This window comes from Buttiauxella sp., from assembly GCF_035271705.1.
Classification (GTDB): Bacteria; Pseudomonadota; Gammaproteobacteria; order Enterobacterales; family Enterobacteriaceae; genus Buttiauxella.
Genome location: NZ_DATERI010000094.1, coordinates 24,995 through 47,818 on the forward strand (window position 1 = coordinate 24,995; position 22,824 = coordinate 47,818).

Annotated in this window: 17 protein-coding genes; 10 read left to right on the forward strand and 7 right to left on the reverse strand. The window is 50.7% G+C overall.

Annotation, left to right across the window (positions count from 1 at the left end; genetic code table 11):
• The first annotated feature begins 381 nt into the window (after positions 1–381).
• The 6 genes from ygfK to VJY99_RS08495 all read left to right on the forward strand — a co-directional run bounded on the left by ygfK (position 382) and on the right by VJY99_RS08495 (position 11,384).
• Positions 382–3,492: a putative selenate reductase subunit YgfK gene (gene ygfK / locus VJY99_RS08470; protein WP_324117611.1), complete on the forward strand. Its 3,111-nt coding sequence runs from the start codon at positions 382–384 to the stop codon at positions 3,490–3,492.
• 2 nt (positions 3,493–3,494) lie between these two features.
• Positions 3,495–4,823, forward strand: coding sequence for a putative aminohydrolase SsnA (ssnA, locus tag VJY99_RS08475; RefSeq protein ID WP_324117612.1), 1,329 nt, complete (start codon positions 3,495–3,497; stop codon positions 4,821–4,823).
• 72 nt (positions 4,824–4,895) lie between these two features.
• Positions 4,896–5,675 carry a molybdopterin-dependent oxidoreductase FAD-binding subunit gene (ygfM, locus tag VJY99_RS08480; RefSeq protein WP_324117613.1) on the forward strand — a complete coding sequence of 260 codons (780 nt, stop codon included), beginning with the start codon at positions 4,896–4,898 and terminating at the stop codon, positions 5,673–5,675.
• The gene (locus tag VJY99_RS08485) at positions 5,672–8,542 is read left to right on the forward strand and encodes a molybdopterin-dependent oxidoreductase Mo/Fe-S-binding subunit (RefSeq protein WP_324117614.1); all 2,871 of its coding nucleotides are present in this window, start codon (positions 5,672–5,674) and stop codon (positions 8,540–8,542) included. Before ygfM ends, VJY99_RS08485 begins: the two co-directional genes overlap by 4 nt.
• Before the next feature lie 92 nt (positions 8,543–8,634).
• On the forward strand, positions 8,635–9,951 hold the full coding sequence (gene guaD / locus VJY99_RS08490) for a guanine deaminase (protein ID WP_324117615.1): 1,317 nt from the start codon (positions 8,635–8,637) through the stop codon (positions 9,949–9,951).
• Positions 9,952–10,016: 65 nt separating this feature from the next.
• Entirely contained in the window at positions 10,017–11,384 is a 1,368-nt protein-coding gene (locus tag VJY99_RS08495) for an NCS2 family permease (protein ID WP_324117616.1), read from the forward strand.
• A 58-nt stretch (positions 11,385–11,442) separates the two neighbouring features.
• Here the strand turns inward: VJY99_RS08495 and VJY99_RS08500 are convergent, their stop codons facing one another.
• The 7 genes from VJY99_RS08500 to rimJ all read right to left on the reverse strand — a co-directional run bounded on the left by VJY99_RS08500 (position 11,443) and on the right by rimJ (position 18,625).
• Entirely contained in the window at positions 11,443–11,943 is a 501-nt protein-coding gene (locus tag VJY99_RS08500; RefSeq protein ID WP_324117617.1) for a 4Fe-4S dicluster domain-containing protein, read from the reverse strand.
• Positions 11,940–13,901 carry an FAD-dependent oxidoreductase gene (locus VJY99_RS08505; protein ID WP_324117618.1) on the reverse strand — a complete coding sequence of 654 codons (1,962 nt, stop codon included), beginning with the start codon at positions 13,899–13,901 and terminating at the stop codon, positions 11,940–11,942. The genes VJY99_RS08500 and VJY99_RS08505 overlap by 4 nt, the downstream gene beginning before the upstream one ends.
• Before the next feature lie 306 nt (positions 13,902–14,207).
• Positions 14,208–14,696 carry a cold shock domain-containing protein gene (locus VJY99_RS08510; RefSeq protein WP_324117664.1) on the reverse strand — a complete coding sequence of 163 codons (489 nt, stop codon included), beginning with the start codon at positions 14,694–14,696 and terminating at the stop codon, positions 14,208–14,210.
• Positions 14,697–14,812: 116 nt separating this feature from the next.
• A complete protein-coding gene (murJ, locus tag VJY99_RS08515) occupies positions 14,813–16,348 on the reverse strand; it encodes a murein biosynthesis integral membrane protein MurJ (protein ID WP_324117619.1) in 1,536 nt (511 codons plus the stop codon).
• Between the two features lie 105 nt (positions 16,349–16,453).
• Positions 16,454–17,377 carry a Gfo/Idh/MocA family oxidoreductase gene (locus tag VJY99_RS08520; protein WP_324117620.1) on the reverse strand — a complete coding sequence of 308 codons (924 nt, stop codon included), beginning with the start codon at positions 17,375–17,377 and terminating at the stop codon, positions 16,454–16,456.
• A gap of 3 nt (positions 17,378–17,380) precedes the next feature.
• Complete coding sequence (locus VJY99_RS08525; protein ID WP_324117621.1) at positions 17,381–18,031, reverse strand: YceH family protein; 651 nt, start codon at positions 18,029–18,031, stop codon at positions 17,381–17,383.
• Positions 18,032–18,040: 9 nt separating this feature from the next.
• Positions 18,041–18,625 (reverse strand): ribosomal protein S5-alanine N-acetyltransferase, encoded by a 585-nt coding sequence (gene rimJ, locus VJY99_RS08530; RefSeq protein ID WP_324117622.1) that lies wholly within the window; start codon positions 18,623–18,625, stop codon positions 18,041–18,043.
• Positions 18,626–18,865: 240 nt separating this feature from the next.
• Here rimJ and mdtH point away from each other — a divergent pair, with 240 nt between their 5' ends.
• From mdtH to pyrC, 4 genes are all read left to right on the forward strand, one after another.
• A complete protein-coding gene (gene mdtH / locus VJY99_RS08535) occupies positions 18,866–20,074 on the forward strand; it encodes a multidrug efflux MFS transporter MdtH (RefSeq protein ID WP_324117623.1) in 1,209 nt (402 codons plus the stop codon).
• A gap of 75 nt (positions 20,075–20,149) precedes the next feature.
• Entirely contained in the window at positions 20,150–20,797 is a 648-nt protein-coding gene (gene grxB, locus VJY99_RS08540) for a glutaredoxin 2 (RefSeq protein ID WP_324117624.1), read from the forward strand.
• A gap of 172 nt (positions 20,798–20,969) precedes the next feature.
• A complete protein-coding gene (locus VJY99_RS08545) occupies positions 20,970–21,530 on the forward strand; it encodes a lipoprotein (RefSeq protein WP_324117625.1) in 561 nt (186 codons plus the stop codon).
• 121 nt (positions 21,531–21,651) lie between these two features.
• The gene (gene pyrC / locus VJY99_RS08550; protein ID WP_324117626.1) at positions 21,652–22,698 is read left to right on the forward strand and encodes a dihydroorotase; all 1,047 of its coding nucleotides are present in this window, start codon (positions 21,652–21,654) and stop codon (positions 22,696–22,698) included.
• Positions 22,699–22,824: the final 126 nt, after the last annotated feature.

Consider the following 22,824-nt stretch of genomic DNA (forward strand, 5'->3'; position numbering starts at 1 on the left):
CCACACTGGGTGATTTCTATGACATGAAATACCAAATGGCATTATTTTTGCGACTTCTTTTAGTTTATCGATTGCGTTCAAATTGGATGTCTTATTGCTGACTCATTTTTATCAAAATGATAGTTAGATTTCATTTATGAGAATTAACAACAGCGTGAGAAACAATACTTGATAGTGATGCCTATTATTGATTTTCATTCTCAAAAAGACGAGTGTGAAGCATTTCACAAAACGACACCAATATTAGAAGCAGCTCGCATTTATTATTATCAATAAGTTCAGTTAACTCCTCTGGCTCGATATTTGCACATTCAAAGACAACTATTTCCGTGGGTAAGCCACAAGCCCTATTGCCCTATAATTTGTCGCAAGGAGAGTGTCATGGGAGATATTATGCGTCCGGTTCCGTTCGAAGAGCTATTGACGCGAATTTTCGATGAGTATCAGCAGAGCAATTCTATCTTTGGGATTCCGGCTCAACAGTTTTACCGTGCGAGTCCAACATCCGCATTTAATGTATTTGGTGAAACGTGTGAAACTCCCATTGGCCCAGCGGCTGGCCCTCATACTCAATTAGCACAGAACATTATCGTGTCCTGGTTAACTGGCGGTCGTTTTATCGAACTGAAAACCGTACAAATTCTTGATCGGCTCGAACTGGAAAAACCGTGTATTGATGCCGAAGACGAAGCATTTAATACCGAATGGTCCACCGAATTTACCCTTCCCAAAGCTTACGACGAATATCTCAAAGCCTGGTTCATTCTCCATTTGCTAGAAAAGGTGTTTTCACCCAAACCTGGACACTCGCAGAAATCATTTATCTTTAATATGAGTGTCGGATACAACCTCGAAGGCATTCGCCAGCCGCCGATGCAGCAGTTTATCCATTCAATGATGGATGCCTCAGCACATCCAGATTTCGTGCGTTATCGCAAAACCTTGCAACAGTGGCTGCAAAACGATGCCTTCATTAATCGCTTTGCTGTGCTGATAGAACATAAACCAGAGCTGGCGGTACTGTCTGAATCCATCCCTGCCACACTGGTAAAAGGTGTGACGCTTTCGACCATGCATGGTTGCCCGCCAGATGAAATCGAAGCCATTTGCCGTTACATGCTTGAAGAAAAAAACCTGAATACTTTCGTGAAACTCAACCCGACGTTGCTCGGTTATAAGCGCGTCAGAGAGATTCTGGATACTTGTGGTTTCGACTATATCGGCCTGAAAGAAGAGTCATTCGGCCATGACCTGAAGCTCCAGCAGGCACTGGAAATGCTGCAACGGTTAATGGCTCTGGCGAAAGAAAAACAGCTCGGTTTTGGCGTTAAGTTAACCAACACCCTGGGCACCATCAATAACAAAGGCGCATTACCTGGCGAAGAAATGTATATGTCAGGCCGTGCACTGTTCCCGCTGTCGATAAACGTAGCGGCAGTGCTTTCCCGCGCCTTTGATGGCCTGCTGCCTATCTCCTATTCTGGCGGTGCCAGCAAATTCACCATTCGGGATATTTTTGAAACCGGTATTCGCCCTATCACTATGGCGACGGATTTGCTCAAACCTGGCGGTTACTTGCGTATGCTCGATTGCATGCGTGAGCTAGAAAAATCAAACGCCTCTTCACTGATGCATGTTGACGTTGAACGCCTTGAAGCCCTGGCAAGACGTGCCATCAGCATGGAATACACACAAAAACACTGGAAGTCAGAAGACAAGATTGATGCGGGTGGCCCGTTGCCGCTCATCGATTGCTACGTCGCACCTTGCGTCAGCGCCTGCGCCATTAAACAAGATATTCCTGAATACATCCGCCTGATGGGCGAAGAGCGTTATACCGATGCGCTGGAAGTGATTTACCAACGCAACGCACTCCCTGCCATCACCGGCCATATCTGTGATCACCAATGCCAAAGCAACTGTACGCGTCTGGACTACGACAGCGCACTGAATATCCGCGAACTCAAAAAAGTGGCGCTGGAAAAAGGCTGGGAAGGCTACAAACAGCGCTGGCATAAACCTGCGGGTTCAGGCTCCCGCCACCCTGTTGCGGTAATCGGTGCAGGCCCTGCTGGGCTTTCGGCTGGTTACTTCCTCGCACGTGCCGGGCACCCAGTTACGGTGTTTGAACGCGAAGCCAATGCGGGCGGCGTGGTGAAAAACGTGATCCCACAGTTCCGTATTCCGGCTGAGCTTATCCGGCATGATATTGATTTTGTCGCCGCCCATGGCGTGAAATTTGAATATAGCTGCCCGCCAGATTTGACCTTTGAACAACTACAAAATGACGGTTTCCACTATGTATTGGTCGGCACCGGGACCGATAAAAACAGCGGTGTGAAACTGGCGGGTGACAACCGCAATGTTTACAAATCTCTGCCCTTCCTGCGTGACTACAATCGCGGCGTGAAACTGAATCTCGGTAAACATGTTGCGGTCGTGGGCGCAGGCAACACGGCAATGGATTGTGCTCGTGCCGCACTTCGCGTGCCGGGTGTAACAGAGGTCACTGTCCTTTACCGCCGCACTGCCAGTGAAATGCCGGCATGGCGAGAAGAGTATGAAGAAGCGCTGCAAGATGGCGTGCAGTTTATGTTCCTGACCAACCCAGAACACTTTGCCGAAGATGGCTCGTTAACGGTACGGAAGATGGAATTAGGTGAAGCGGATAGTTCAGGCCGTCGCCGCCCTGTGGCATCTGACAAAACCGAAACCCTGCATTTCACTGCCTTAATTACTGCCATTGGCGAACAGCAAGATTGTGAAGCGCTGGCTGCAATGGGCGTGCCGCTTGATGAACAAGGTTGGCCAGCGGTGGCATCTGACAGTGGTGAAACCACCAAACCGGGCCTGTTCTTGATTGGTGATGTGCAAAGCGGTCCTTCTTCGATTGTGGCGGCCATCGGCACCGCACGGCGAGCGACGGATACCATTTTAGAGCGTGAAAACATTCACTCTCGCCACGGTGACAAATACTGGAACAACGTGGATCCGCAGCATGTTTATCAACGCAAAGGCAACATCGCCGTCCAACTCGTGCATAAAAACGACCGTGACAACTTCGTGAAACAAGAGGCCGAACGCTGCCTGGAATGTAATTACATCTGCAGCAAATGCGTCGATGTTTGCCCGAACCGCGCCAATGTTTCTATTGCCGTTCCCGGCTTCCAGAACCGCTTCCAGACGCTGCACCTTGACGCGTTCTGCAATGAATGCGGCAACTGCGCCCAATTCTGCCCGTGGCAAGGCAAACCGTACAAAGACAAATTAACCATTTTCAGCTTGCCTGAAGACTTCACCAATAGCAGCAACCCAGGCTTTTACGCTGACGGCAACGACATCAGCATCCGCCTGCACCAACAGGAATGGAAGTTATCTATCAACGATGACGGCCAGTTCCATGACACCCCGCACGAACTGGGGGACATCTGCAGGATTATCAGCCATGTGCATACACATCATCGCTATCTGTTAGGAAAAGTGGAGGCCTGATTATGTTGATTCTGAAAAATGTCACTGCCGTACAATTTTCTCCGCCGCAAGTACAACAAAACGTTGATATTGCGATTAAAGGGAGCGAAATAGTCAACGTCGGCCCAGGGCTGGCTGGGGATTACCCATCGGCAACCGTAAAAGAGATGCACGGGCGTATTGTTATGCCAGGCATTGTCTGTGCGCATAACCATTTCTACTCTGGGTTATCGCGCGGCATTATGGCGCAAATCCCTCCTTGCCCAGATTTTATCTCGACACTAAAAAACCTCTGGTGGCGACTTGACCGCACACTCGACGAAGAATCGCTTTACTACAGTGGGCTGATTTGTTCGCTTGAAGCGATTAAAAGCGGCTGTACGTCAGTCATTGACCACCACGCGTCACCTCATTACATCGCCGGTTCGCTCAGCACGTTACGTCAAGCTTTCCTGAAAGCTGGCCTGCGCGGCATGACCTGTTTTGAAACGACCGATCGCAATGGCGGGCTTGAGGAACTTGAAGCCGGCGTGGAAGAAAACGTTAATTTCGCACGACTCATTGATAACGCCCGTACTGCTGGAAAAGAACGGTATCTGGTTGAAGCCCATATCGGGGCTCATGCCCCATTTACCGTGCCTGATGCTGGGCTGGCGATGCTTTCTGACGCGGTTAAGTTAACGGGTCGTGGCCTGCATATTCATGCCGCCGAAGATCAATATGATGTTTCTCATAGCCATGATAAATACGGCAAAGATCTGCTGGTACGCCTCGCTGAGTATGACTTGCTCAACAGTAAAACGTTGATTGCCCACGGTCTGTATCTTTCAAAAGAAGATATTCGTCTGCTCAATGAGAAAGACGGATTCCTCGTCCACAACGCACGATCCAACATGAATAACCATGTTGGCTACAACCACCAGCTTGCCGAATACCACAACCTGGCTCTGGGTACGGACGGTATCGGTTCAGATATGTTTGAAGAGATGAAATTTGCCTTCTTCAAACACCGTGACGCAGGCGGCCCACTGTGGCCAGACAGCTTCGCACGCTATTTGTGGAACGGTAATACCCTGCTGTCCCGCAACTTTAATGCGAAATTTGGCTGCCTGGCCGCGGGCTATAAAGCCGACCTCACCATTTGTGATTACTTATCGCCAACACCACTGCAGGCCGAAAATATCGGCGGTCATCTGGCGTTCGGTATGGGCTCATCCAGCGTTCATAGCGTGATGATTGATGGCGTGATGGTTTATGAAGACCGTGAATTTGCCTTCGATTGTGAACCGATTTATGCCGAAGCCAGAAAGGTAGCGGCAAAAATGTGGCGACGTATGGATGCTAAAAAATAATCACTCGTGGCGCTTATCCCCGTCATAGCCCATTGGCGACGGGTATAGGCGCCCGAAAAAAGAGAGGAAAACATGATTAAGCAATTTTTCCGCGTCACGACCATTGAACAAGCGATGGAACTGAAGCAGCACTTTCAAGATGACGCAGTGTGGATGGCAGGCGGCAGCAAACTCAATGCAACGCCTACACGTACAGAATGCAGTGTTGCTATCTCCTTGCAGGGTTTGCCTATCGACAAAGTGGAATGGGACAACGGTACCCTGCGCGTCGGTTCGCTGGTCACACTGCAAAAACTGCGCGACACCGTTTATATCCCGCAAGCGCTGTACGACGCGCTGGGTTTTGTCTATTCACGCCATGTGCGTAACCAGGCCACGTTGGGCGGTGAAATTGCAGCGCACCAACCCGAATCAGTGCTTATCCCCTTGTTGCTGGTGCTGGAGACAGAGCTTTTATTTGCCGATGGCGAAATCTTAACGCTAGAAGAATATTTGCAGTCACCAGGCGATCGCTTACTGGTCGAAGTCATCATTCACGATCTTTTCCGTCGTTGTGCTACGCGTAAATTCAGCCGTTCTGCCGGCGGTTGGTCAGTCGTCACCGCGGCCGTTGCGATCACCGAAAACGAAGAAGTCCGTATCGCGCTGGATGGTGTGGCTGAAAAACCCATTCGAGTGCGCGACGTAGAATCTCTGTCTTTACAGGGGGAAGCTCTCGAAAAGGCGATTAGTGCGGCGATTCATCCACACGCAGACTTATCGGGTAGCAAAGCATTTAAACGACATATTGCCGGAGTCCTGGTCGCTGACCTGCTTACAGATTGCCTGCAGCAAGATGAGGTAACGAAATGATGATTCACTTTACGCTGAACGGAACACCACGCGAAATCGAGTGTATTGCCGGGGAAAATGTACAGAAACTGCTGTTCGGGCTTGGCCTGCATTCGGTACGCAATAGTGATGATGGCTTTGGCTTTGCCGGTTCAGATGCCATTTTGTACAACGGTGTCATCGTTAATGCCTCGCTATTGATTGCGGCCCAAATTGAAGGTGGTGAAATAAAAACAGCCGAATCACTGGGTCGCTGGAACCAGCTAAGCCTGGTGCAACAGGCGATGGTGGATACGGGCATTGTGCAATCAGGCTACAACGACCCTGCCGCGGCGCTAATTTTGACTGATTTACTGGACCGTATTGCGTCACCCACCCGCGAGGATATTGACGATGCGCTCTCAGGACTGTTCAGTCGTGATGCCGGTTACCAACAATTTTATCAAGTTGTGGACCTGGCAAAAACACGCTTAACCGATCCCACTTACCAGCCAACAGTCGCCCCTACCTTCCGCCATGATCTCGCCGTTATCGGCAAACGGCATCCTAAGACAGATGCGGCAAACATGGTGCAGGCGAAACCTTGTTATGTCGAAGACCGTGTTCCTAAAGATGCCTGCGTGGTGAAAATGCTACGCAGTCCGCATCCTCACGCGCTGATTACCCACCTTGATGTCAGCAAAGCAGAAGCGTTGCCGGGTGTGGTTCATGTGATTACCCAGTACAACTGCCCGGATATTTACTACACCCCGGGTGGACAAAGTGCGCCGGAACCCTCCCCGCTTGACCGCAGAATGTTTGGTAAAAAAATGCGCCACGTCGGTGACCGCGTTGCGGCGGTGGTGGCAGAAAGCGAAGAGATAGCCCTGGCTGCACTCAAACTCATCGACGTTGAATATCAGGTTTTAAAACCTGTGATGTCGATTGATGAAGCAATGGCAGACGATGCCCCACGCGTTCATGACGAAAAAGTGGTTTATGTGAACGGTGCGCCTGCTGACCTGGAAGTGCAAAACCGCCACGCTGCCGAACGTGACGAACATATGATCATCAACTTCCCGATTGGTGCACGTCCGGAAAAAAATATCGCCGCCAGCATTCATGGGCGCATTGGTGATGTAGACAAAGGCTTTGCCGACGCCGATGTGGTTATCGAACGTACTTACGAGTCAAAACAGGTACAGCAGTGTCCGACAGAAACCCACGTTTGCTTCAGCTACATGGATGGCGACCGTTTGGTTATCCATGCATCAACCCAGGTTCCCTGGCACTTACGCCGCCAGGTCGCGCGTTTAGTTGGCTTAAAGCAGCATAAAGTCCATGTCATCAAAGAGCGCGTGGGCGGTGGCTTTGGCTCCAAACAGGATATTTTGCTTGAGGAGGTTTGTGCCTGGGCAACTTGCGTAACCGGGCGTCCGGTCTATTTCCATTACACTCGCGAAGAAGAGTTCATCGCTAATACCTCGCGCCACGTCGCCAAAGTGACAGTGAAAATGGGTGCCACTAAAGATGGCCGACTGACTGCCATCAAAATGGACTTCCGTGCCAATACGGGGCCGTATGGCAACCACGCCCTCACTGTGCCGTGTAATGGCCCAGCATTGTCGCTGCCGCTTTACCCTTGCGATAACGTCGATTTCCTGGTCACCACTTACTACAGCAACATCTGCCCAACTGGCGCATATCAAGGTTATGGCGCCCCGAAAGGCAATTTTGCATTAACAATGGCCATGGCAGAACTGGCGGAAAAACTGGGTATCGACCAGTTAGATATGGTTGAAATTAACCGGGTACGCGAAGGCCAGGATCTGAAAATCCTTGGCGCGATTGGCGAAGGGAAGATGCCAACGTCAATTCCAACCGCTGCCAGTTGCGCGCTGGAACCCATCTTGCGCAAAGGTCGTCAGCTTATCGAATGGGATTCACCGAAACCGGTGGATGGCGATTGGCACACCGGGCGCGGCGTAGCCATCATTATGCAGAAATCCGGTATCCCTGATATCGACCAGGCCAACTGCATGATCAAACTGGAGTCGGACGGTACATTTATCGTTCACTCAGGGGGCGCTGATATCGGTACTGGCCTGGATACTGTGGTCGGTAAACTATCGGCTGAGGTGCTGTGTTGCCCACTGTCTGAGATACACGTTATTTCTGGCGACACCGACCATGCGCTGTTCGACAAAGGCGCTTACGCTTCTTCTGGCACCTGTTTCTCCGGTAATGCGGCAAAAAATGCAGCCGAGAATTTACGCGAAAAAATTCTCTTCCACGGTGCGCAAATGCTGGGTGAACCATTGGAAGATGTGCAGGTGGTGGCACCGGGAATGGTGCGCGGCAAGCTGGGTGAAGTGACCTTTGCACAAATCGCCCACAAGGCCGAAACCGGCACGGGTTTTGGTACTTTGGTTGCCACAGCCACTTACATCACTCCTAACTTTGCCTTCCCGTTTGGGGCGAACTTTGCCGAAGTGGCCGTGAATATACGTACCGGCGAAATCAAGCTCAACAAGTTCCATGCCTTATTGGATTGTGGAACGCCTATCAACCCGGACCTGGCCCTTGGGCAAATCTATGGCGCCTCCATGCGTGCTATCGGACATAGCCTGACGGAAGAAATTCAGTATGACGCAAGCGGCATTCCATTGACGCGTGATCTGCGCACCTATGGCGCACCGATGATTGGCGATATCCCTCGTGATTTCCGCGCGTTTCTCGTTCCCAGTGAGGACCATGTTGGGCCGTACGGTGCCAAGTCCATTTCGGAAATTGGCGTCAACGGTGCAGCTCCGGCAATTGCGATAGCGATTCATGATGCTTGTAACGTGTGGATCCGAGAATGGAATTTCACCCCTGAGAAAATCTTGCATGCATTAGGGAAAATCTGAATGGAGGAGGCCGTGTAAGCGGCCTCACTCTACTCACAGCCTGCTCCAGCGCAGAACAGGAACAATTGCTGTGAGTCACTGAGGGATAAAAAATGACTGGTGTACAAAACTTGAAGGCCATACGCGGGAACTTCCTTGATGTCACACGCACCATTTCACACCCTGAAGAAATCGAGTCAGCGTTGCGATTTGTTGAAGATGGTCTGTTGCTCATAAGCGAAGGCAAAGTGGTGTGGTTTGGTCCATGGGAGGAAGGGAAATCACGAGTACCGGATTCTATCCGCGTGCGTGATTATCGTGGGAAGCTCATCGTACCGGGCTTTGTCGACACCCATATTCACTATCCGCAAAGTGAAATGGTTGGCGCGTACGGTGAACAGCTCCTCGAGTGGCTAAATAAGCATACCTTCCCCACCGAGCGGCGCTATAAAGACCTGGAATATGCGCGCGAAATGGCCTCATTTTTCCTGAAACAGTTACTGCGCAACGGCACCACAACCGCGCTGGTATTTGGCACTGTTCATCCAGAGTCCGCCAACGCGTTGTTTGAAGCGGCGAGCGGTATCAACATGCGCATGATTGCCGGTAAGGTGATGATGGACAGGAACGCGCCAGAGTGGTTGCTGGATGATGCAGAAAGTAGCTACCAGGAAAGTAAGGAATTGATCGAGCGTTGGCATAAAAATCGCCGCTTGTTGTACGCCATCACACCGCGTTTCGCACCGACCTCAACCCCTGAACAACTGGCGATGGCGCAGCGTCTGCGCGAGGAATATCCCGACACCTGGGTTCACACACATTTGTGCGAAAACAAAGACGAAATTGCCTGGGTAAAAGAGCTGTTCCCGGAGCGAAAAAACTATCTTGATGTTTACCATCACTACGGTTTGACCGGTAAAAACAGCGTCTTTGCCCACTGTATTCATCTTGAGGAAGAAGAGTGGGATTGCCTGCATAAAACCGATTCCACCATCGCCTTTTGCCCAACGTCCAACCTTTATCTGGGCAGCGGCTTATTCAATTTGCAAAAAGCCTGGCGTAAGAAAATCAAAGTCGGTATTGGCACTGACATCGGCGCAGGCACCACGTTCAATATGCTGCAAACCCTCAATGAGGCCTACAAAGTGATGCAGCTTCAGGGCTACCGACTCTCGGCTTATGAGGCCTTCTACCTTGCCACCCTTGGCGGGGCACACTCATTAGGACTTGATAGTTTTATCGGTAATTTCGACATCGGCAAAGAGGCTGACTTTGTGGTCCTTGAGCCAACCGCCACGCCGTTGCAGCAACTGCGCTATGACAATTCCGTTTCATTGATGGACAAGTTGTTCGTGTTGATAACGCTAGGTGATGACCGCTCGATTTATCGCACCTACGTTGATGGACAACTGGTGTACGAACGAACATAACATGCGAGACAAGCCATCGATAAAACGATAACCACCATCGCTTCACCGTTGATAAGGATAGAAATATGTCTACCGACTCATCAGATGTGCCTGCGACAGTGCAGGCAAAAGGGGCACTCGACAGCTATTTTGATATTTCGAAACGTGGCAGCAGTGTTCGCCAGGAAGTGCTGGCAGGTATTACGACATTTTTGGCCATGGTTTATTCAGTGATAGTTGTCCCTGGCATGTTGGGAAAAGCAGGATTCCCCCCCGGTGCCGTATTTGTCGCAACCTGCCTTATCGCCGGGTTCGGTTCATTACTCATGGGGCTTTGGGCCAATTTGCCAATGGCGATTGGCTGTGCCATTTCACTGACTGCCTTTACCGCATTCAGCCTGGTATTAGGGCAACACATCAGCATTCCCGTTGCTTTAGGTGCGGTGTTCCTGATGGGGGTGCTGTTCACCGCCATTTCTGTGACTGGGGTGCGAACCTGGCTGTTGCGAAATCTGCCGATGGGGATTGCCCACGGTACCGGCATCGGGATTGGCCTGTTTTTATTATTAATTGCGGCAAGTGGCGTTGGGCTCGTCATTAAGAACCCGATAGAAGGTTTGCCCGTCGCACTGGGTGGGTTCACCACCTTCCCGGTCATCATGACGTTACTGGGTTTAGCCGTCATTTTGGGTCTGGAAAAGCTGCGTGTTCCCGGTGGCATTTTGCTGGTCATTATCGGCATTTCGATTATCGGCCTGATTTTTGACCCCAACGTGCAGTACCACGGGCTAGTGGCATTACCGAGCCTGAGCGGAGAAGACGGTAAATCACTCATTTTCAGCCTCGATATTATGGGCGCATTGCAGCCGATGGTGTTACCCAGCGTTCTGGCGTTAGTGATGACCGCCGTTTTTGATGCCACAGGGACTATCCGCGCCGTTGCGGGTCAGGCGAACCTGCTGGATGAAAATAATCAAATTATCAATGGCGGCAAAGCGTTAACTGCTGACTCGGTCAGTTCAATCATGTCTGGGTTGGTCGGTGCAGCCCCTGCGGCGGTTTATATCGAGTCCGCAGCGGGAACGGCGGCCGGTGGGAAAACCGGTTTAACTGCCGTGGTGGTCGGTGCACTATTTTTAGTCGTTCTGTTCCTTTCACCGCTGGCTTTCCTGATCCCCGGTTATGCCACCGCCCCCGCACTGATGTATGTCGGGTTACTGATGCTCAGCAATGTGGCGAAACTTGATTTCGAGGACTTTGTTGATGCGATGGCCGGGCTGGTATGTGCCGTATTTATCGTGCTCACCTGTAACATTGTCACCGGTATTATGCTGGGTTTTGTCACACTGGTGGTTGGGCGTATTTTCTCTAATGACTGGCGTCGGCTAAATATCGGCACCATTGCGATAGCGCTGGTACTGGTTATTTTCTACGCGGGTGGATGGGCGATTTGATATAAGAAAAGCGGCCCAGAAATTGGGCCGCTGTTTTGACCAGGTCAATCTGTTTTAACTACTTCAATGACGAATAAACACTCTGCAAAGCTGCCGCATGGCGTCGTAAACTGGCTTGCTGCTTCACCCCTTGACTATCTTTCTTCTCCAGCGCCGCTGTCGGGCAAACCCTCACGCATTCAGGCCCGTTTTCATGCTGCTGACAAAGATCGCATTTCACTATTTCTATCTTCGCTTGCGGCAGCAGAGCAATATCGATTGCGCCAAAGGGACAGGCCATCACACAGTTTTTACAGCCGATACATAACGACTCGTAAAGCTCTACACATCGCGCTTCCTGGACGAGTGCGTGCACTGGGCAAACTGCCACGCAGGGTGCGTTTTCACACTGATGGCACATCACCGGTTGGGTGGATGAACCCAATTTAACCACCTGCAATCTTGGCAGAAAATGGCTGTCATTCGATGAATCGCTCTCACTGTGCGCCAGTCCACAAGCGATTTCACATGTGCGACAACCGATGCAACGCTCGGGATAAACATGAATAAACTGTGTCATCGCATCAGCTCCGTGATGGGTGTGCACTGAATGGGGGAGGAATCACCCAACAAAATCAGAATATCCTGCGCGGCTTGCCGCCCGGCTGCCATTGCCGTGACCACCAAATCAGCACCATGTACCGCATCACCACCCGCAAAGATTTTCGGGTGCCCAGTTTGAGTGGATAACCGCCCTTCTTTCCCGGTTTCAATCAGGCCCCATTTGTCGAAAGTCACCTGATAAGTATCGAGCCACGGCATCGCATGTGGCTGGAAACCAAACGCCATGACCAGCACATCGGCGGGCAATACAAACTCTGAACCGACGATCGGCTGTGGACGACGTCTGCCATCGCTACCGGGTTCGCCCATTTGCGTGCGAATCAGGCCTATTCCTGTCACTTCTCCGTCATCGTTACGCTCAATGAACTGCGGCTGTACATTGAACAAGAACTCCACGCCCTCTTCCCTGGCATTGACCACTTCTTTCTTCGAACCTGGCATGCTGGCTTCGTCGCGGCGATAAGCACAAGTCACGCTTGTCGCCCCCAGTCGCACCGAGGTACGCAGACAGTCCATCGCCGTATCACCGCCTCCGAGTACAACGACCTGTTTTCCTTCCAGCTCAATCCATGGCGTGGCCGCATCGTCAGCCAGCCCCATCACTCTTCGCGCACTGGCGGTAAGTAATGGCAGCGCCTGGACAACACCTGGCGAATCTTCGTGTTCAAGCCCAGCACGCATGACTTCGTAGGTGCCAACGCCTAAAAATACAGCCTGGTAACGAGACATCAGTTCACTAAATTCGATGTCACGCCCTATTTCGCAGTTGAGATGAAACTCAATTCCCATCGAATTGAATATTTCGCGCCGAATGGTGAGGAGTTGTTTGTCGAGCTTGAAAGGAGGAATACCGAAGGTCAGCAAGCCGCCGATTTCAGGATGGCGGTCGAAGACATCAACCTGAACGCCACTGCGCGCCAGAATATCCGCACAGCCTAATCCTGCAGGACCTGCCCCAATGATCGCCACCCGCTCTTTGCGGGTTTTGATATCTGACGACACCTTAGGCCTCCAACCCTGGGCCAGAGCGGTATCCGTGATATAGCGTTCGATATTACCGATAGTGACTGCGCCACTGTGCGGCTTTAAAGTACAAGCCCCTTCACACAACCGCTCTTGCGGGCATACACGCCCACATATTTCTGGCAGTGAGCTGGTCTGGTGGCTCAATTCTGCCGCCTCGATAATTTTGCCCTCCGCAACCAAACGCACCAGTTCAGGGATGGCGTTATGCAGCGGGCAAGTCCAATTGCACTGTGCTTTTTGCGCGCAATGAATACAGCGGTTGCTTTCGCTGATTGCCTGGTGCGTGGATAACGCCTGATAAATTTCTTTGAAGTGCATTTTGCGTTGAACTGCCGGGAGCTTTTCTGCCCCTTTACGGGTGGGTTTGTCTAACAAATTCTTGCGTTTAATGGAGACAGATTCACCGCTGGCCGTCATGCGTTGTCGCCGCTGACGTAGGTCGCTTAGCTCGCGGTCATCCATCAGTTTCAGGGCGTCTGCTGGACAACTTGCCACGCAGGCGGGCTGTCCGGTTTCACTCTGTTCACACAGGTCGCATTTTTGCGCCAGATAGCGGGCATCATTCCCCGCACTCACCATTTCTATGACCCCAAACGGGCAGGCCAGTACGCAGTTTTTACAGCCAATGCAAAGCGCTTCGTTCAGATGCACTTGATCGTTGCGATACGTTAATGCACCGACCGGGCAACTGGTTACGCAAGGGGCATTGTTGCAATGATGGCAGGTGACAGCGACATGGTTTTGCTGGCGGGAGATAACTTCAATACGCGGATGGAAAGCAGCAATAGACTCCGGCCAATTCTGTTGGTTGTGCGCGACTGCGCAAGCAATTTCACAGGCATGACAACCAATGCATTCGTGCGCATCAACAGCGATAAATTTATTCATTCATATCCCTTTTTTGAAAGCCAGAACTGACATATAGCAATGCAAAAAAAGGGACAATTTGTTGACTGGGACAGGACTTAATCCAATTTCGTGAGCGAGTGCAAAGAATATCGCGCACAGTTAAGATTGCGTAATGTTTCCACACGTTTACCCGCACTCAAAAGTGAAACCGGGAATATCAAACTGAGAAGATGAAGATCAAACTGATAACACTCACAAGAAGTTAACGGTTATCACCCGGCGGAGAATGCGCCAGTTTAGGAAGGGTTGTAGAGCTCAAGGTTTGGCTGAGCTCTACAAAACAGCTTATTTCAGACCTTTGAGGATCTTCATCGTCGCTTCAACATCAATTTCATCTTCGGAGAAGATTAATGTTGTGCCCTGGAAAGTGGTCACTGCCAGTTTCTTCAGCGTACGCATTTCACCCGCTTTTGGCTCTGCTTTAGGGCGAATGCTGTTCATGAGTGCGCCGACAGACAACACCGCATTCTCTTTATCAATCTTGGTTTCAGCTGGCACTTCTTCGCTGTAAACCAGGAAGGATTTAATCGCCGTGATTTTGATGCGCTCGCCTGCAATATAGATGTACTTGCTGTCTGGCTCGACTTTTACCGAGAAGGCAGACAAGCCTTTATTGTTGGTGGTGGGTTCGAAAGTCACTGAGGCATCTTTCTTAATCAGCTCAGGGTTGGCGACCTTAATCACATGAAAATAACGATTGTCACCGTTTTCATCTTTGATAAAACCGAAACCTTTATCTTCAAACCAGGTTGTGATTACTCCGTGCATCGCTATTACCGCCTAATTAATCGTTCAATATGTATGTCAAATTTTGCAGCGCGCAGTTTAATGCAGAATACCCGTGCCGACCATGTCTTTGGCCAAAGTTGGCACGATAATTTGCCATCACACTAGATTGTGCGTCGGGCAAAATCCTTTACTCTGAATCCGAGCAGCATCAGTGTTGCGAAATAAGCCACAATCCCGGCAACCACCACGGCCATCAGGCGCAGTAAGCGATAAGCCATGGAGCCCAAATCCCAGGCGGGCATCACGTGCATCATGCCGAGCAGCACGACGGCCATCACAATCACCCCGGCTAACAGACGCCACAGGAACGCACCCCAGCCCGGCTGTGGCTGGAAAATTTTGCGTTTACGTAGTTGCCAGTATAGCAGGCTGGCATTCAGACAAGCCCCCAGACCAATCGACAACGACAGTCCTGCATGCTTGAGCGGGCCGATAAACGCAAGGTTCATCACCTGAGTCATAATCAGCGTCACGATGGCAATTTTGACCGGCGTTTTGATGTCCTGACGCGAATAAAAACCCGGAGCCAGCACCTTCACCACAATCAACCCCATCAAACCGACGGAGTAAGCCACCAGCGCACGTTGTGTCATCAATGCATCAAAGGCGGTGAATTTACCGTACTGGAACAGTGAAACCGTCAGCGGTTTGGCAAGAATCCCCAACGCCACTGCACTGGGTAATGCCAACAGGAAACATAAACGCAGCCCCCAATCCATCAGGCGTGAATATTCATCATGGTTACCACTGGCAAAGCTTTTCGCCAATGAAGGCAACAGAATAGTACCCAATGCCACGCCCAACACACCGGATGGGAACTCCATCAAACGGTCAGCGTAATACATCCAGGAAACCGAACCGGAGGCGAGGAATGAGGCAAAAATGGTGTTGATGATTAATGAAATCTGGCTGACAGATACGCCAAGAATGGCAGGCCCCATCTGCTTGATAACTCGCATCGCGCCTGCGTCTTTCAGGTTTACACGCGGCAGAACCAGCATGCCAATCTTTTTAAGATGCGGTAACTGATACGCCAATTGCAGTACGCCACCTACCGTAACTGCCCAGGCCAGCGCCAGGATCGGTGGGTTAAAGTACGGTGCGGCAAACAGTGCGAAACCGATCATGCTGAGGTTCAGGAAGGTCGGTGCAAAAGCCGGAACCGAGAAACGATTCCAGGTGTTAAGAATGGCACCGCATAACGAAGCCAGTGAGATCAGGAAAATATACGGGAAGGTTATCCTCAGCAAGCTGGACGTCAGGTTGAATTTGTCTACGGTATCAGCAAAACCAGGGGCTGTGACCAAAATCACCCACGGAGCCGCAATCATCCCGATGACAGTCACCACCGCCAGTGCGAGTGTCAGTAACCCGGCGACATAAGAGACAAATACGCGTGTGGCATCTTCGCCCTGCTTACTTTTGTACTCAGCAAGGATTGGCACAAATGCTTGCGAGAAGGCTCCTTCGGCAAAAATACGACGCAATAGGTTAGGTAGTTTGAATGCCACAAAAAAGGCATCCGTCGCCATTCCAGCCCCAAAAACCCTTGCCACAATGGCGTCACGTGCAAATCCCAACACGCGAGAAAACATCGTCATCGAGCTGACTGCTGCCAGCGATTTTAATAGATTCATTGATTATGTGGTTCCACAAACATCAACGCCTGCAAGGCAGGCGTTGTTAAGGGGCATTACGTTCAGGCGCTTAGTCTACCGATACACCGCTGAAATACTATCGCATTATTCAGTCATGGCTTCGCGCCAGAGCTTTTCAACTATGCGCTGCGCCATGAGCGCTTGTTCGCCCGAGGTTTCAGGAACGGTCTGATTTGCCACACTTTCAAGGAAATGACGCGCACAACCCGTAAAACCACGCTGTTCAAGCGTGGTTTGCCAGCCAGGAATGGGGCGATGGACGACCCCATTTGCGCACTCTTCGCGCCATTCACGCATATCCGTCACTTCAAATAACCCACCGTTTGTGACTGCTTGCACCCATTCACGCTGGCTGCCTGCACGGCGATGCATGCTGGTCGTGATTTGCAGATTACCCCTGGCAAAATGATGTTCAGCAAACAGCATCTGCCCTTGTTCATTGGTCTGTAACGTCCCGCTTTGTAATTGCGCTTCAGTGCCACCCAACCACAGTGCGGTATCGACAACATGCAGATAATCGTCAAGCAAAGTGAAGTGCAAATCGTTTGGCCCGACGCTGTCAGCGCGGTGTTTGTCCATGCGCAGCGAGGCGCCATCAACCAGTTTCGCTTTTAAATCACGATACAACGGTGAGAAACGGCGGTTAAAGCCCACCATTAGCGTGCGCTTTTGCTGCTGTGCCATCTCCACTAAACGCTCGGCATCTTCAAGATTTTCTGCCAGCGGCTTATCCACACAAACATTAACGCCCGCCTGCAACAGTTCACTGACTACCGCGTAATGGCTGCTGGTGGCGCTGTGGACAAATACCGCATCACACTGCGCGGCCAGTTCCGCAATAGACGAAACGTAAGGGATTCGATAAGCATCACAAACGGTTTGTGCTTTGGCGCGAGTTGGGGAGAACGCGCCCTGAAGTACCCAGTCATTGGAGGCCGCTAACACCGGCAGCCACGCTTTTTGGGCAATGCCACCCAACCCAACAACGCCGACGCGAAGTTTAGTCATTCATTAATCCCCAAGATGGGCGAGCAGTGAGTCCAGACGTTGCTTAAGCTCGGCAACTTCATTTTCAAGCAGTTCAACACGGGCGGTTAAATCATCTGCCGGCGCCGCAACACTTTCGGATGCGACAACTTGTGACAGATCAACTTCACCGCTGAACAGGTGCATATAGCGGCTTTCACGTTTGCCAGGCTCACGCGGCAAACGCACAACGAAGGGCCCATCTTCACGGTTGGCGAGATGTTCGAGCGTCGTTTCGACTTGCGCCATATCGCTGAATTCGAACATTCTCCCGGCGCGGGAACGTAACTCACCCGGCGTTTGCGCGCCACGTAATAACAGAATCGTCACTACCGCCACTTCAGCCGCCGTAAGCTTCAGGTCACCAAATTCAGAATTGCAGAATCGTTGTTCATACTTTGTCACGCGATTGCCAAACCCGCTGACAGTGCGCAAAAAGTGGCGTTTGACCAGCATATCCAGCGTGTCTTGCACATCATGCTCTTTCAGCTCCATGACCGGTTCGCGGTTGGTTTTCTGATTACACGCCGTCACGACACCGTTGACCGACATCGGATATTGTTCAGGCGTGGTCACCTGTTTTTCCAGCAGACTACCCACCACTCGCGCTTCAACCGCAGTTAACTGATATTTCATTTCACGTCCTTAACGGCCAGGGGTCCATTCTTTGGTGGTGAGAGCTGTCAGAACATGATCCCGCCACACACCATCAATCAGTAAATATTCTTTGGCATAGCCTTCTTTTTCAAAACCGAGGCGAGCGAGTAGATCGCCGCTGCGCGGGTTATGCGGCATATAGTTCGCCATGATGCGATGAATATGCTGGCTGCGCTGCATGTAACGAATCGCGGTGGTCAGCGCTTCAAACATTAAGCCCTGGCCCTGCCATTTTTCACCCAGCGAGTACCCCAGATAACAGGCATGAAATGAGCCGCGCACCACGTTTGAGAAATTGGCGACGCCACGGATCTCTTTTTCTTCCGGATCAAGCAGCGCAAAGTAATAGGCACTACCTTGTTTGTGCATTTCGCTGATCATGCCCAGCCGCGCTTGCCAACCAGACGGATAGCAATGACTGTCATCACGAATCGGCTCCCAGGGTTTCAGGAACTGACGGTTCTCGGCGTAATAATCTGCCAGACGCCAGGCATCTCGCTCATACACCAGACGCACCACCAGGCGGTCGGTTATTAAGCGTACTTTCGGCACGTTACTGCGGTAGCCAAACATGTTCACCCCTACCCTCACATCTCATATTTTTCTTAGGCAACGTAATTACTATACCTGTGGCTGGCGGCGGAAGGAAAACAACAACATGTAGATTTTTCATCTGCTCACCCTTTTTCGATTAAAGAGTTCAATCGAAGACCTAGATTGATTAAAAAATATTGTCACTTTAGTGACTGTCAAAAACTCTACGAGCAGTGGAGAATAGAGGTTCATCACATTTTTAAGTTCCCAGGAGGGGAGATGTCACGGGTAGCGCAGGCAAGGAGCCTGGGTAAATACTTCTTATTGCTCGATAACATGTTAGTAGTATTAGGCTTCTTCGTGGTTTTCCCTCTTATTTCCATTCGCTTTGTGGACCAAATGGGCTGGGCTGCACTCATGGTCGGTATTGCGCTCGGCCTGCGACAACTCACACAGCAGGGGCTGGGGATTTTTGGCGGTGCCATTGCTGACCGCTTCGGCGCAAAACCCATGATTGTCACCGGTATGCTGTTACGCGCGGTTGGGTTTGCCACGATGGCCATCGCCCACGAACCCTGGCTCCTGTGGTTATCTTGTTTTATCTCCGGTATCGGCGGCACGTTATTCGACCCGCCGCGCGCAGCCCTGGTGGTTAAGCTGGTACGCCCACATCAACGAGGGCGCTTCTTCTCGATTCTATTGATGCAAGACAGCGCGGGCGCAGTAATTGGTGCGCTGCTCGGCAGTTGGTTGCTGCAATATGATTTCAGCCTGGTATGTGGTGTCGGGGCGGTGATGTTTGTCATTTGCGCTATCGTCAACGCATGGTTACTGCCTGCATATAAACTTTCCACTATCCGCACGCCTATGCTTGAAGGGATGGGGCGAGTGCTGCGTGACAAGAGGTTTGTCACCTATGTGCTGACACTTGCCGGTTATTACATGTTGGCAGTGCAGGTGATGTTAATGCTACCGATTATGGTCAACGAAATTGCAGGAACGCCTGCTGCCGTGAAGTGGATGTATGCCATTGAAGCTGCACTGTCGTTAACTCTGCTCTACCCCATTGCGCGTTGGAGTGAAAAACGTTTTCGCCTTGAGCAGCGCTTGATGGCAGGTTTGTTCCTGATGACATTAGCGATGCTGCCGATGGGCTTAACTCAAAACCTCCAGCAACTGTTGACGCTGATTTGCGTGTTCTACATTGGCTCAATCATTGCTGAACCTGCACGCGAAACGCTTGGCGCATCCCTCGCCGACTCCCGCGCTCGCGGAAGTTATATGGGATTCAGCCGGTTAGGTTTAGCCATTGGGGGCGCTTTAGGGTATGCCGGTGGCGGTTGGTTATATGACGCGGGCAAAAGTATCAATCAACCGGAACTCCCGTGGGTGATGCTCGGGATTATTGGAGTGATAACGATGATTGCACTGTGGTGGCAATTTAGCGCTAAACCGGTCGAGCCTTCTATGCTCGAACCCGGTAACTAGTTTGCGGCTCTGATTTTTCTCTACCATACTGAAAAGCTGATGAATTTAGTCCGCAAATCGAAATGGAGGAATAACGTGAAGCTTTATATCTACGATCACTGCCCTTTCTGCCTCAAAGCGCGCATGATTTTTGGCTTAAAGAATATCCCCATTGAGCTGAATGTTCTGCTAAATGACGATGAAGCCACCCCGACAAAAATGGTTGGCAAGAAAGTGGTGCCCATCTTGCAAAAAGATGACAGCCGCTATATGCCAGAAAGCATGGATATTGTGCACTACGTCGATTCACTCGACCATGAACCCCTGCTGACGGGGAGTACCAACGCAGCCATTAGTGACTGGTTACGCCACGTCAATAGCTATGTCCAACAGCTGATCACTCCACGTATCGCTAAGGCACCTTTTGATGAATTCGCCACGCCACAAGCGCGCGCTTATTTCGCGAATAAGAAAGAGGCAATGATCGGTTCTTTTGCCGATCACCTCTCGCATTCACCGGGCCTAATCAAAAAAATCTCTGATGATCTCCGCAAGCTCGATAAGCTCATTGTGCAACCTAATGCCGTCAATGGTGAGCTCTCCGATGATGATATTCATCTGTTCCCACTACTGCGTAACCTGACGCTGGTTGCTGGAATTGACTGGCCAAGCCGTGTGGCTGCATACCGCGATAATATGGCCAAACAGACGCAAATTAATCTGCTTTCGTCCCATGCAATTTAACCCTTGTTGAGACTTTTCCCAGCGGGCGGGTAAGCAGAAAGCTCACCCGCTGCAATCCCTCGATAAGACTTTAAATCAGTTATTCAGCTTTTTCCGGTAGCACTGGCTGCACTATTCGATCATGATGTTTTATGTCAGGATCTGTTTCCAAAGCAGCATGTTAAGGTACTCAATGAAAAAGATAGTTTTAGCTGTAGCCTTGATGCTCAGTGGTTTAGTGGTGGGGTGTAACCAGCTAACGCAATACACTGTCAGTGAACAAGAAATCAACCAAGCGCTGCAAAAACGTAATAATTTCTCTAAAGACATTGGCCTACCCGGTGTTGCCGATGCCCATATTGTTTTAACTAATTTATCCAGTGCGATTGGCCGTGAAGAAGCGAATAAAGTCACGTTAACCGGGGATGCTAACCTTGAGATGACTTCGCTGTTTGGTAATCAAAAAGCCAACATCAAACTGAAACTCAAAGCGTTGCCAACCTTCAATAAAGAGCAAGGTGCTATCTATTTGCAAGAAATGGAAGTCGTAGACGCGACCGTTGAGCCTGAGAAAATGCAGACCATCGTCCAGACTATCATTCCTTATCTGAATCAGTCGTTACGCAATTACTTCAACCAGCAACCGGCTTACGTTTTGGGTGAAGATCGTAGTACCGGTGAAAACCTGGCTAAAAAATACGCCAAAGGTATTGAAGTTAAACCCGGACAAATTGTTATCCCTTACACTGAGTAACGCTTTCTATACGGGGGAGGACTCCTCCTCCCCAATAAAATGGTGCAAAGCAAAACGTTTGCGCTTATCCTTTGTGTCCGGCACAAATCATCGTTAAACCCTTCCTAGCCGGAGCACTTTCATGACCGTATTACCTCAGGTATTAAAAATTCGCCGCCCAGACGACTGGCATGTTCACCTGCGTGATGGTGAGATGTTAAAAACGGTGGTGCCTTATACCAGCGAAATTTATGGTCGCGCAATCGTCATGCCAAACCTTGTGCCACCAGTAATAACGGTCGAAGCCGCAATTGCCTATCGCCAGCGTATTCTGGATGCCGTACCGCAAGGGCATAATTTCGAGCCTTTGATGACCTGCTATCTCACCGACTCTTTAGACCCGAATGAAGTTGAGCGTGGGTTTAATGAAGGCGTGTTTACCGCAGCAAAACTCTATCCTGCCAATGCGACCACTAACTCAAGCCATGGTGTTACCAGCACTGCCGCGATTTTACCGGTACTTGAGCGTATGCAAAAAATCGGCATGCCGCTGCTTATCCACGGCGAAGTGACTCATGCTGATATTGATATTTTTGACCGTGAGGCGCGTTTCATTGAAACCGTCATGGAACCGCTTCGCCAACAATTGCCGGAACTGAAAGTGGTGTTCGAACACATCACGACCAAAGATGCTGCGCAGTATGTGAAGGAAGGAAATTCCCTGTTGGGCGCGACTATTACGCCACAGCACCTGATGTTTAACCGCAACCACATGCTGGTTGGCGGTGTGCGCCCTCACCTGTATTGCTTGCCGATTTTAAAACGCAGTATCCATCAGGAAGCGTTACGCGAACTGGTTGCCAGCGGATGTGACCGTGTATTCCTCGGCACAGATTCCGCACCACACGCGCGTCATCGTAAAGAAGCAAGCTGTGGTTGTGCGGGTTGCTTTAACGCCCCGTCTGCTCTGGGTGCTTACGCGACTGTCTTTGAAGAAATGAACGCCCTTGACCACTTTGAAGCCTTCACTTCGCTCAATGGCCCACGTTTCTATGGCCTGCCAGTAAACGAAGAATCCATTGAACTGGAGCGTACTCCAGTGCAAATGCCAGAAACTATCGCCACTAGCGACGACAGCATCGTGCCGTTCCTCGCGGGTGAGCAAGTCAACTGGTCAGTAAAAGCTTAAATTTAACGCCCTCTGTTGCATACCCAGCAATATAGCTGTATAAATATCCAGTATATTATTAACTCTAAATAATTCGAGTTGCATCGCGGCGGCAAGAGAACGACAAATTCGTCGGTAACGAATTTG